The organism is Enterobacter cloacae complex sp. S2 (assembly GCF_015159675.1).
Classification (GTDB): Bacteria; Pseudomonadota; Gammaproteobacteria; order Enterobacterales; family Enterobacteriaceae; genus Enterobacter; species Enterobacter intestinihominis.
Genome location: NZ_JADDTS010000042.1, coordinates 92,668 through 105,002 on the forward strand (window position 1 = coordinate 92,668; position 12,335 = coordinate 105,002).

Genomic DNA, 12,335 nt, shown 5'->3' on the forward strand with positions numbered 1-12,335 from the left:
TTTTTTCCGGAGTTTCCATAAGCCTGCACTCTTTGGATTTATAAATACGAAAGTTCGTACCTCCAGACAAATCAACCCAGCATTGCATCAATCCAAAACCACCTCGTCGAAATTAGCTTTACGTTCATAAACGTTCCCAGCATAAACCATTACGGAATAAAGATTATGCTCAACCGAATTACCGTCCAGCTCCCGGTTGAGGGGCTGCTCTTCTGGAAACTCTCCGGCCGTGAGGCGATGTCCGAGTCGTTCGCGCTGACGCTGACCCTGCTTGGTACGGACGCGCGCATTGACCGCAGCAAGCTGCTGGGCCAGCCGGTCACGGTGACCATCCCCACGCAGAACCTGCTCACCCCCCGCTATATCAACGGCAAGGTGACGCGCGTGGCGGTGAGCGCCGTGGAGCTGACGGGCACCCGCTACGCGGTGTACCAGCTGACGGTGGAGCCGGACCTGTGGCCGATGAAGCGCGACCGTAACCTACGTATCTTCCAGGGCCAGACGGTACCGCAGATTGTCAAAACCCTGCTGGGTGAGCATCAGGTTAACCTCGAAGACAAACTTACCGGCAGCTACCGGGTGTGGGACTACTGCGTGCAGTATCAGGAATCGAGCCTGGACTTCATCAGCCGCCTGATGGAGCTGGAGGGGATTGCGTACTACTTCAGCCACGAGGCCGACAAGCATACCCTGGTACTGACCGACGCCGCGACACAGCACCAGCCGTTCAGCGGCTATGAGGTCATTCCTTACCATCAGACGCCGTCCGGCGGCAGTACGGATGAAGAGGGCATCAGCCAGTGGGCGCTGGAGGACAGCGTCACGCCGGGAATTTACAGCCTCGACGACTATGACTTCCGCAAGCCGAACGCGTGGCTGTTCCAGGCGCAGCAGAACCCGGCGTCACCGAAACCGGGCAGCATCGACGTGTACGACTGGCCGGGCCGCTTTGTGGAGACAGGCCATGCGGAGTTCTACGCCCGCATCCGTCAGGAGCGCTGGCAGGTTGAGCATCAGCAGATTCAGGCCACCGCCACGGCGGCGGGCATTGCGCCGGGCCACATCTTTACCCTGACCAACGCGCCGTTCTTCAGTGACAACGGCGAGTATCTGGTGACGGCGGCGGGTTACCACTTCGAGGAGAACCGCTACGCGAGCGGTGAGGGGGAAACCATTCACCGCACCGATTTCACCGTTATCCCGGCGTCGGTGTCCTACCGTCCGGCGCAGAGCACGGCGTGGCCGCGCACCTACGGCCCGCAGACGGCGAAAGTCGTGGGACCGCAGGGGGAGAGTATCTGGACGGACAAATATGGCCGCGTGAAGGTGAAGTTCCACTGGGACCGTCTGGCGAAGGGCGATGACACCAGCTCCTGCTGGGTGCGCGTGTCGAGCGCCTGGGCGGGCCAGGGCTACGGCGGGGTGCAAATCCCGCGCGTCGGCGATGAGGTGGTGGTGGACTTTATCAACGGCGACCCGGACCGTCCGATTATCACTGGTCGTGTCTATAACGAAGCAAGCATGCCGCCGTGGGCGCTGCCGGCTGCCGCGACGCAGATGGGCTTTATGAGCCGCACGAAAGACGGTTCAGTGGACAACGCCAACGCCCTGCGCTTTGAGGACAAGGCGGGTGCAGAGCAGGTGTGGATCCAGGCTGAGCGCAACATGGACACCAGCGTCAAGAATGATGAAACGCACAGCGTTGGCGGCGCGCGCAGCCATTACGTGAAGAAAAATGAGCTGCATCGCGTGGAGGCTAATCAGATCCAGGCCGTGAAAGGCGGAACCGAGATCCTGACGGGTAAAGGCAAGCTGGATGCGGCGGTAGAGCAGTATGTTATTGCTTCCGGGACGAAGCTGCGGCTGGTCTCGGGCGAGAGCGCTATTGAGCTTAACGCTAACGGCAAAATTAACCTGATCGGCAAAGAGTTCAACTTCTTCGTTGAAGGGGACGGCTATATCACCACGGGCGGCAAGCTGCACCTGAATACGTCGGGCACCCAACCGGGCACAACGGCGCCGGGGTCAGGGCATAAAGGGGATATTGATGCGGCGGTGCAGGAGAAATTTACGCCCCCGGAAGAGTAACCGCTTTCTGTCTGCCGCCGGGTTGTCCGTGGCGGCACGTAAAACCCTTTAGCAATTTTAGACGCGAGTTCACCGATGAAATACACCCTCCAGGAAGGTTCCTTTACCCTTTTTCCTGCCGCCTGGCAGGACAACAGCATGAACATCATTCGCGATGACGAAAGCGGGCTGTCCGTGGTGGTCAGCCGCGGCGTTATCCCGGATGGCAGCGACTACGAACAAGAGTTTCACCGCCAGTGGGACGTGCTGCGTCCTCAGATGGGTGAGATCGCCCAGAGCGAATTTCAGCACGTAAAAGCCGGGTCTGCCGGCAACATTGATGGGGTTGAAGTTGAGACCACCTTTGACCGTAACGGCCAGCGCCTGTGGCAAAAACAGCTGGCCGTGCAGACGCCAGGCAAACCGGTACTGATGATTTTTACCCTCTCGGCCTTAAAAGCCTTTACGGAAGAGGACGAGGCGCGCTGGAGCGCACTGAAGCAGAGTCTGACGCTAAACGACAACCGGAATGTGTAAGGCATGAGCGATAACAACGCGGCCCGTAAGGGCGACGAGATTATTCACTCCAGCATTTTTGCTGATATTACCAGCATTGTGGCGGAAGGCGCTGCCTATGCGGTGATTGGCGCGGCGGTGGGCGCGGCAGCGACCGTCGCGGCCCCACTGCTGGGAGCCGGGGCCGCAGCAGCAGGCGTGGCGGCAATTGGATCCAGCTGTCTGTTGAGCGGCATTATCGGCGGGGTTCTGGCGAACGTCGCCGGGATCACCGACGATATCAGCAACGCCGCTGAAGGGCTGGGTAACGCGCTTTTCCCGCCGTCGCCCGCGGGCAAAATCACCACCGGTTCGAGCAATGTTCTGACAAATAAACTTCCCGCTGCACGCGCCGCCGGGACGTTAACGCCTGCCGATACCCCGTCCCCTGAGCCGCAGTCGCCGGGCAGCTTTGCCGACTATGCGGGTATGCTGCTCTCCGCTGCCGGACAGTTCGGCAGCGAGATGTGGCAGCCCAGCGTCGCCTCTGCCGCCGCGGGGACCTCGCCGCTGGAAGAAGACAAGGTGGCGTGTGATAAACACTCCGGGCCACAGTATCTGGCGGAAGGCTCGAAAAGCGTCTTCATCAACGGACAGCCTGCGGTGCGCGCAAAAGATCGCACCACCTGCGAGGGCACCGTTTCCGACGACGTATCCCCGAACGTGATCATCGGCGGCGACACGCTCACGGTCCGCGACATCAAAAGCGGCAAAACGCCGGGTCTGGCGCTGGGGATGATTGCGCTCTCCCTGCTGCGCGGGCGGCCAGGCAAGATCCTGAAAAACATGCCCTGCGCGCTGGCTGCTGCCGGTGGCGGGATGCTGGCTGATATGGCCGTCAACGCCGTGTTCGGCTCCTCGCACCCGGTTCATGCCGCTACCGGCGTGAAGGTGCTGAATGACGACGACGAACTCGATTTCTCGCTGCCGGGGCGCTTTCCACTGCGCTGGCAGCGCAGCTACAACAGCCTGACCACCCGCGAAGGGCTGTTTGGTCTGGGCTGGGCTACCACCTTTGACAGCTATCTGACGCTGGAAGAAAACAACGCCACCTGGTTCGATGAAACCGGGCGCGAGCTGAGCTTCGAGCTGCCGCCGGTCAACCGCGCGTTTTACAGCATCAGCGAAGGCATTATCATCCGCCGCAATGAGAGCGGCGACGTGGCGATAGCCGACGATGACGGCGCGGTGTGGCGTCTGTATAAACCGACCCGCGCTAACCCCTCCATCCTGCGCCTGGCCTCCCTCAGCGACGAATACGGCAACGCGCTGCTGACTGAATGGGATGAGCACGGGCGGCTGGTCGGTCTGCACGATGAGCCGCGGGCGATCGATGTCACCCTGCGCTATGACGATGAACGTTTCCCGCAGCGCGTTACCGCTGCCAGCCATTTTGACGGCAACCAGACATGGCCGCTGATGCAGTGGGGGTATGACGCGCGCGGCCAGCTGGCCAGCGCAACGGATGCCTCCGGCGTGGTTACCCGTGAATACCGTTATAACGATGATGGCCTGATGGTCTGGCACCGTCTGCCGGGCGGGCTGGAGAGCGAATACCGCTGGCAAAAATTCGACCACTGGCGCGTGGTGGAAAACCGCACCAGCACCGGCGACGGCTGTCGCTTTAGCTACGATTTAGCCGCCGGGCTGACGACCGTCGATCACTACGACGGTCAGACGCGAAAGCATTACTGGAACGCGCAAAACCTGATTGTTCGCTACGTTGACGAGCGCGGTGAGAACTGGCGCTACGAGTGGGATGACAACGAACTCCTCACGCGTCGCATCGATCCGCTGGGTAATGCCGTTACCTTCGTCTATGACGAGATGGGCAACCGGGTGCAGGAGATCGACGCCGACGGCAATACCCGCACCACCACCTGGCTGGAGCACCGTGCGCTTCCGGCGTCCATCATCGAAGCCGACGGTAGCGCCACCCGGTTCCTGTATGACGAACATCACGGACTGAAACGCGTGGTGGATCCGATGGGGCAGACCACGCTGCTGCGTCGGGACGAGTTTGGTCAGGTTGTGGAAGAAGTCGATGCCGCCGGGAACAGCCGTTACCAGGAGTACAACGAGGCCGGGCAGATGGTGCGTGCGACGGACTGTTCGGGCCGAGTGACACAATACCGTTATCATCCGCTGGGCTGGCTGGTGGCTGAGATAAGCGCCGACGGCGAAGAGACGCGTTACCGCTACGACGCCGCGGGGCGTCCGGTGCAGCTCGACCGACCAGAAGGCTGGACCGAGTCGCTCAAATGGAACGAACGTGGCCTGCCGGTGAAGCATGCGGGCGCCGACGGGAAAGAGAGCGAGTTCAGATACGACGAGGCAGGGCGCTTAACCGCCACCCGTAATACGCAGGGTGAAGAGGTGCGCCGCCGCTGGGACAGCCGCGGGCGTCTGATTGCCCTGGAAAACGAAAACGGCGAAGCGTATCAGTTCCGCTGGGGCGCAGACTCGCTGCTGCTGGAAGAGGTGGGGCTGGATGGCGTGGCCTCGCAGTATCGCTACGATGCCTGCGGGCGTACGATAGCGCGCACCTTTGCCGCCGGACATCCGGAGGCCATTACCCATGCCTTCGCCTGGAGCGCGAGCGGCCAGCTGGTCGCCCGCACCACGCCGGAGGGGCAGACCCGCTACCACTACACCCCGTCCGGCCTTCTGAGCCGGATTGGGCTGCATCCCGCGCTTTCAGCCGATGCCTGGAGCGCCGAGGCCGAGCAGGAGCTTGTGTTTGAGTATGACGCGCTCGGGCGCGTCACGCGCGAAACGGGCGAACACGGGGAGCTGGCGTGGGAGTATGACGCGCTGGGTAACCGCACCTCCGTCACGCTGCCCGATGGCCGGGAGCTGAAACAGTTCTACTACGGCAGCGGGCATCTGCTCAGCATCGCGCTTGATAAGCTTTCGGTCTCCGACTTTACCCGCGACGAACTTCACCGTGAAACCAGCCGTACGCAGGGGCTGCTAACCACACGCAGCGAATATGACCGCCTTGGCCGACTGCATCGCCGGGACGTCTTTACCGGCAATGCCCAGCGCCCGTCGCCGCGCCGCTGGTCCCGCCGCTGGGATTACGACTATCGCAATAACCTGGTCCGCGAAGAGCGTGACGATAACCCGTTCAGCTGGTACCGCTGGCAGTATGACAGCGCCGGACGTCTGCTGGTTCAGGACGGCACGCTGCCCGGCCAGGAGCAGTGGCGCTGGGATGCAGCCGGTAACCCGCTCGAAGGCTCTGCTGAGAAGGTCACGCACAACCGCCTGACGCAGCTGAATGGCATTCGCTGGCGCTATGACATCCATGGTCGCACCGTGGAGAAGGATAACGGCCAGACCCGCTGGCACTACCGCTACGACGGCGAGCACCGCCTGACGGAGGTCATCAGCCAGCCGCGGGACCGCAACAGGCCGCAGACGCAGGTCAGCTTCCGCTATGACCCACTCGGACGACGCATCAGCAAAACGCGTCGCCAGATGGTGGGCGGACAGCCAACCGGTAACCCAGTCACCACCCGGTTTGTCTGGGAAGGGTTCCGGCTGTTGCAGGAGGTGCACGGGGATGTGCCGCTGACCTACGTCTATAGCGATCAGGACAGCTACGATCCGCTGGCACGTATTGACGGCGTTGATGCCCCGGAGATCTTCTGGTTCCACTGCCAGCCCAACGGCACGCCGGAGCGGATGACGGATATCGAAGGGCAGGTACGCTGGGAAGGGGTGAGCAGCGCCTGGGGCAAGCTGCTGCGGGAAAGCGAGACGCAGGTATCAGGATATTCTCAGAACCTGCGTATGCAGGGGCAATACCTGGATCGTGAGACAGGGCTGCACTACAATCTGTTCCGGTATTATGACCCGGACTGCGGAAGGTTTACGCAGCAGGACCCGATAGGGCTGGCGGGAGGGATAAACCTTTACCAGTATGCGCCGAACGCGCTGGGGTGGGTGGATCCGTGGGGGTTGAGCCGAAAATGTAAGGATCCTTCTAAAGAAGCGACTCAATGGCAAGGCCCTCATAATAAAGACTATAAAGGAATCGATAGTTACTCGAACAGAACGCTTAAAAAAGGAACAGTCCTTTATGCATTACATCCAAATGGTGATCAGTTACCTTCATATACCGTAACTCATCCTACAGTTAGGCAATATAAAGGTGATTCATTAGGATATCATGAAGCGTTACAGGTGAAACTTAATCCAGATTTCCCATTGCGAACAAAGGTTAGGGCATATTATGTTTCTGAGGATATATTTGTTGCTAGTGGTCGTGCTAATGCGAATCCGCAATACGGAAAAGGTGGAGGGATGCAATTCTATATACCTGAAGAAGCACGTAGTAAATTAATTCCTGGCAAGGTGATAGATATATGAAAAAAATGACATTAAATTTTAAAGATGGAAGCATTAAAATTGATGGCTACTCGATTGAACTTAGTTCTTTTGAAAATTTTACTTCTTCTGAATTTTACAAAGCCCATTCTGAATTCACTAGGATAGGTAAATTTTATTTTGCGAAAGATGATATTGAATGGGAAGGGCAGAACTTTATTGTGGAGTTTAGACCAGCTGTTTTTTCATTTAATTCATCTCTTTTTCTTACAAGTAAAGATGGGGACTTCTATCAAACACTTAAAGATTGGGAACTTAGAGCATCGTTAAAAAACCTTAAAGATGAAGAAAGAAGACTGACAGACTGGATTCAAAATAAACTTTCCAAAGAGAAAATGGTAAAGATAAGTCCCCCCCCTTATGGAGTTACATGGAACTTTGAATGGGGTGAGCTAACAGTGCAATCAAATGAAAGATCCTTTGATTGCGGTATATACATAGAATGGAAAGATTAAAATTTAGTATAAATGGAGAATTATAGGGTAGCGCAGCAGACTCCAACAAGGCTTGCGTATGAACAATGCCAGAATTCCCAATCAAGAAACATTGTTCCATGAAAGGCCTTGCAAACCCTAAAATTGAATCTGAAATTATCTCCTTTGTTGAAGTTTCACGATGATAAAAAATATGCCGTGACTTTAGAGCAATACCAAAAAAACTGGCAAGCTCTCCCTGAGCGAAAGTTCGAATGGGAGCCAAACCGGTTTTCTGCCTGCATGTATAGTGTTTATTTTGTTCTCACTACTATGCTGAGGCAAAGAAATGGGGGAAGACGACAATGCGGACCAGTGGATCGGGTATAGTAACGGCATCCTTAATCGATCACGGCATGGTCTTTTAGGAGTACAATCAATTCGAGGAAGCGTATAAATATTTTAACGATGCTTATAACTACGGCAAAGAGCGTGCGTTTCAGGATAGACCTAAAAAATATCTAGAGTTTTATCTGCGCAAAAGGGATAAGTTCGTTACTCTATAAAAAAATCAAACATTACGCGTGGATCCGACTACGCCAGGTAGGTCGTATGAATTACCATCAATATGGGCAGAATGGCTTGAAGAAGTAGCGATTCCAGGCTCCGGGAATGTAAGATAGGTTACTATATGAATATCAATAAAGATGACGAACTCCTTGTGATAGTTAAGTATGAAGGAAGATTTTATTGGTTCGTTGCGTTCAAGGAAATGTGGGTCTTAGACAGAGTAAAATGGGTAGAGGATTTTGTGAAAAGTGGGGTGAAAATAAACCTACAGAATACCCATAAGGAAAGATATGACATACCAGTTGTAAATGAAGAAAACGCGCAGATATTCATTGATGATTTAATTAAAGATGGCTATTCATACGATAAGGATGACATTGCTGAGAAGTTTTATAAAAGGCTTTCGCAAAAAACAATTTGGTGGGATATATATGAACTTATGCCGGATTTATTTATAGACTTTGATAATAAAAGATTATATTCGGAATATGTTGAGACTATGTATTATCAAGAATATGTTCCTGATGGTTGGCAAGGTGAACTTGTTGATTTTTGCAGTAATGGATCGTTACCTCAAGATGAAATTTTCTGGATAAAAAATGAAACTGATCATAGAAGCGTTTTGATCGCTAAATGATAAAATATATTTTCGGCAAACCATTTTTAGACAATGCAATGGTCGATTCAATACGCCAATTTGTGTTTGTATTAAGCGAGACAAAGCCGTTACCAACCGTTTTGACCATCTTCAACGCTCAGGGTGAAAAACTATTTTGGTCTGCATCTCCTGAAGGTGCTATTTTCTATTACTTAACATTAAACCAGTCAAAGGAAGTGGTTGATGTATGTAATTTTACAGTAATACTAAATGGCTGGCATAATTGGTTTTATTCTTGGGATATGAAGCGTAACGCGTTGTCTAGATCAGGACCTTCGTACTAAATTCACATTTAACATTAAAATTACAGCGACAAGAGTGCCTGAAACTGGCGTACGCAAAGGGGGTATACCTGCTAAAGGTGAGAGACTTGCCTGACCAGCAGAGCGTTTACACCAGCACCCTTTTCAGACGTTAAAATTTGCGACTGCCGACATCATTCTCTTTACCATGTAAAAAAAAATCCACGCCCAAGCGGGTTTTTTTCCCATTAAAAACAACTCAAAGGTTAAACAAGAAGTTCATCACATCGCCATCTTTAACGATGTAATCTTTGCCTTCCGCACGCATCTTGCCTGTTTCTTTCGCGCCTTGCTCTCCCTTGTAGGTGATAAAGTCTTCAAACACGATAGTCTGTGTACGAATAAAGCCTATCTCGAAATCGGTGTGGATTTTATCGGCCGCCTGAGGCGCAGTCGCACCCACACCCACAGGGATGGTCCACGCACTTCTTTTACGCCCGCGGTGAAGTAGGTTTGCAGGCTGAGCATCTCATGGCCCGCGCGGATCACGCGGTTCAGATCCTGCTCGGCCATGAAATCTTCACGATCGGCGTCGTTCATTTCAGCGATATCGGATTCAACCGCGTTCCAAAACGCTACCACTACAGAACCTTTATCGCTTGAAGAGTCTGCTGAGAAGGTCACGCACAACCGCCTGACGCAGCTCAACGGCATTCGCTGGCGCTATGACATCCACGGTCGTACCGTGGAGAAGGATAACGGCCAGACCCGCTGGCACTACCGCTATGACGGCGAGCACCACCTGACGGAGGTCATCAGCCAGCCGCGGGACCGCAACAGGCCGCAGACGCAGGTCAGCTTCCGCTATGACCCGCTCGGGCGCCGCATCAGCAAAACGCGCCGCCAGATGCTGTTTGGGCAGCCGACCGGCAAGCCAGTCACCACCCGGTTTGTATGGGAAGGGTTCCGGCTGTTGCAGGAAGTGCACGGTGATGTGCCGCTGACCTACGTCTACAGCGATCAGGACAGCTACGATCCGCTGGCGCGTATTGACGGCGTTGATGCCCCGGAAATCTTCTGGTTCCACTGCCAGCCCAACGGCACGCCGGAGCGGATGACGGATATCGAAGGGCAGGTGCGCTGGGAAGGCGTGAACAGCGCCTGGGGCAAACTGCTGCGGGAAAGCGAGACGCAGGTATCAGGATATTCCCAGAACCTGCGTATGCAGGGGCAATACCTGGACCGTGAGACAGGGCTGCACTACAATCTGTTCCGGTATTATGACCCGGACTGCGGACGATTTACGCAGCAGGACCCGATAGGGCTGGCGGGAGGGATTAACCTTTACCAGTATGCGCCAAATGCGCTGGGGTGGGTGGATCCGTGGGGGTTGAGTCGTTGTAAAAATGACTGGAATGAGTTTCAGAAAAAATCTAATAAGCGTCAGTTCTCTTCGAGAACACAAGCATCTAAGGCCTACGCGTTATGGAAGAAACAAGACTGGGCGGCATTAGAGAAATTTATGGGCGATGGTGCCTGGCCTCCTAATCGTGGATTTATTACTGCAACGAAAACGACTCTAAAACCTGGTACAAAAGTTGACCGCTACGGTGGTTGGACCGATGCAGATGGTTTCCGCGATAGTGGTACGTTTATATCCCCTGCGGGATCATCTTTCGAGGGGAGAGCCCTCCAACAAAATACTTTAAACAAACCATATTCGGTTTATGAAGTTCTAAAACCGTTGCCGGTAGATAGTGGTCCTGCTATACCATGGTTTGGGCAACCGGGCAGAGGAACCCAATACGAAACATCCGAAGCGATCGAAGCACTAATTGAAAATGGTTTTTTGAGGAAAATATGACTTTAATTAATTTTCAGAAAAGAAAAGAACTTATCCATGATGGGCTTGAAGATGACTTCTTAAGGAACGAAAAAGAAATATCCTGTCCATGTTGTGATGCTGTCGTTCGTTTCGGTTTATATAACTCTAAAAGTTTTGATAAGCTTGAGGACTGCAAAAAAACAAAAATGGTAAGTAAGATGCGAGGCGTAAAGTTATCAGATGGTTTAATCCCGGGCTATAGATACAAAGAAAGCCCACTAAGGATATCAGAAAAAAAATGTTCAAAAGGAATCCATGATATTTTTGTCATCTTTACTTATAAAGAGATACAACCCGCTCGTTATGAATCTTATTTAATAGGTGTTTTTAATAGTAATGATGTTTAGTATTCTGCTATATTAAATGTGATTTAAAATGCCTTTGGGATGAGGCTCCAAATTTTAGGGTTTTCGGTAACAACCTGAGAGTAATCTTTGGATGGGATAAAAATATCATCACTCCCGTAATAAATTGTTCGATTATATCAAGCATCATTCAACATGGGTCTTATATAATTTATATTTAGAAGGGTTGATAATTTTATGCAGTTAGGACATGTATGATTGCTTACTTAAGATTCATTAGAGAAAACAACGCGCTCGAATGGATTCACTGTTCAAGAAATATAAGTCTAAACATACCTCGCTTAGATATCGCTATGGTCGATCCTACACGCCAGTTAGTCTTTGCATTAAGCGAACCAAAATCATTACCAACCGTTTTGACCATCTTCAATGCTCATGGCGAAAAACTATTTTGGTCTGCACCTCCTGAAGGCGCGACTTTTTATTACTTAACATTCAACCTGTCAAATGAAGTGGTCGTTGTCTGTAGTTATCCAGTAAAACAAAATGGCTGGCATGATTGGTTTTATTCCTATGATATGAAGCGTAACGCATTGTCTCGATCAGGCCCTGCGTATTAATATCAAATGAGCCCAAAAAATGATAACAATAGCCGGTGGCAAAAGAGATACTATATAAATAATTCCAACAAGTGGTTTAAAAAGGTGTGCGTAAAGGGGAATTATCCTGGCCTCCGGAAGACGGATCCCAAGAAACGGCAGTGTCATTCTCGCTAAATATGAGATTCTTGACTCTTTTGAAGAGCGCTTAGGCGAGGATCTTTTTCAGGCGTTAAAGCTTGTGACTGCCGATATCATTCCTTTTGAACCCAGCATGAAAACAGAACTCTTAAACAATGTGTTTTAGCCACGCAATAAAAAAATCAAACGTTAAACAAGAAGTTCATCACGTCGCCATCTTTAACGATGTAATCTTTCCCTTCCGCACGCATCTTGCCTGCTTCTTTCGCACCTTGCTCACCCTTGTAGGTGATAAAGTCTTCAAACGCGATAGTCTGCGCACGAATGAAGCCTTTCTCGAAGTCGGAGTGGATCTTACCAGCCGCCTGAGGCACAGTCGCACCGACAGGGTTGGTTCACGCGCGCACTTCTTTCCGCCCGCGGTGAAGTAGGTTTGCAGGCTGAACATCTCATGGCCCGCGCGGATCACGCGGTTCAGACCCGGTTCGGCCATGAAATCTTCACG

The 12,335-nt window shown here is 52.8% G+C and carries 7 protein-coding genes and 3 pseudogenes; 8 read left to right on the forward strand and 2 right to left on the reverse strand.

The window, feature by feature from the left end:
• Window positions 1-165 precede the first annotated feature (165 nt).
• The 5 genes from IPZ49_RS19420 (at window position 166) to IPZ49_RS19440 (ending at window position 8,637) form a co-directional block, all read left to right on the forward strand.
• Window positions 166-2,088: a type VI secretion system Vgr family protein gene (locus IPZ49_RS19420; RefSeq protein WP_017693289.1), complete on the forward strand. Its 1,923-nt coding sequence runs from the start codon at window positions 166-168 to the stop codon at window positions 2,086-2,088.
• A 75-nt stretch (window positions 2,089-2,163) separates the two neighbouring features.
• Entirely contained in the window at window positions 2,164-2,604 is a 441-nt protein-coding gene (locus IPZ49_RS19425; RefSeq protein ID WP_017384279.1) for a DcrB-related protein, read from the forward strand.
• A 3-nt stretch (window positions 2,605-2,607) separates the two neighbouring features.
• Complete coding sequence (locus tag IPZ49_RS19430) at window positions 2,608-6,999, forward strand: RHS repeat-associated core domain-containing protein (RefSeq protein WP_063932748.1); 4,392 nt, start codon at window positions 2,608-2,610, stop codon at window positions 6,997-6,999.
• Window positions 6,996-7,472 (forward strand): hypothetical protein, encoded by a 477-nt coding sequence (locus IPZ49_RS19435; RefSeq protein WP_058688657.1) that lies wholly within the window; start codon window positions 6,996-6,998, stop codon window positions 7,470-7,472. Before IPZ49_RS19430 ends, IPZ49_RS19435 begins: the two co-directional genes overlap by 4 nt.
• A gap of 649 nt (window positions 7,473-8,121) precedes the next feature.
• Complete coding sequence (locus IPZ49_RS19440; RefSeq protein WP_058688658.1) at window positions 8,122-8,637, forward strand: hypothetical protein; 516 nt, start codon at window positions 8,122-8,124, stop codon at window positions 8,635-8,637.
• Between the two features lie 522 nt (window positions 8,638-9,159).
• On the opposite strand, the pseudogene IPZ49_RS19445 reads toward IPZ49_RS19440, so the two are convergent.
• Window positions 9,160-9,563 (reverse strand): annotated as a pseudogene (locus tag IPZ49_RS19445) (DUF933 domain-containing protein); the annotation flags it as partial.
• On the opposite strand from IPZ49_RS19445, the pseudogene IPZ49_RS19450 reads away from it, so the two are divergent.
• The 3 genes and pseudogenes from IPZ49_RS19450 to IPZ49_RS19460 form a co-directional block, all read left to right on the forward strand.
• Window positions 9,559-10,764 (forward strand): annotated as a pseudogene (locus IPZ49_RS19450) (glycohydrolase toxin TNT-related protein); the annotation flags it as partial. The pseudogenes IPZ49_RS19445 and IPZ49_RS19450 overlap by 5 nt on opposite strands.
• Window positions 10,761-11,132 (forward strand): hypothetical protein, encoded by a 372-nt coding sequence (locus IPZ49_RS19455; RefSeq protein ID WP_006810924.1) that lies wholly within the window; start codon window positions 10,761-10,763, stop codon window positions 11,130-11,132. The pseudogene IPZ49_RS19450 and the gene IPZ49_RS19455, both read left to right, overlap by 4 nt.
• Before the next feature lie 212 nt (window positions 11,133-11,344).
• Complete coding sequence (locus tag IPZ49_RS19460) at window positions 11,345-11,710, forward strand: hypothetical protein (RefSeq protein WP_071992880.1); 366 nt, start codon at window positions 11,345-11,347, stop codon at window positions 11,708-11,710.
• A gap of 302 nt (window positions 11,711-12,012) precedes the next feature.
• Here IPZ49_RS19460 and IPZ49_RS19465 read toward each other — a convergent pair.
• A pseudogene (locus tag IPZ49_RS19465) lies at window positions 12,013-12,335 on the reverse strand (DUF933 domain-containing protein); the annotation flags it as partial.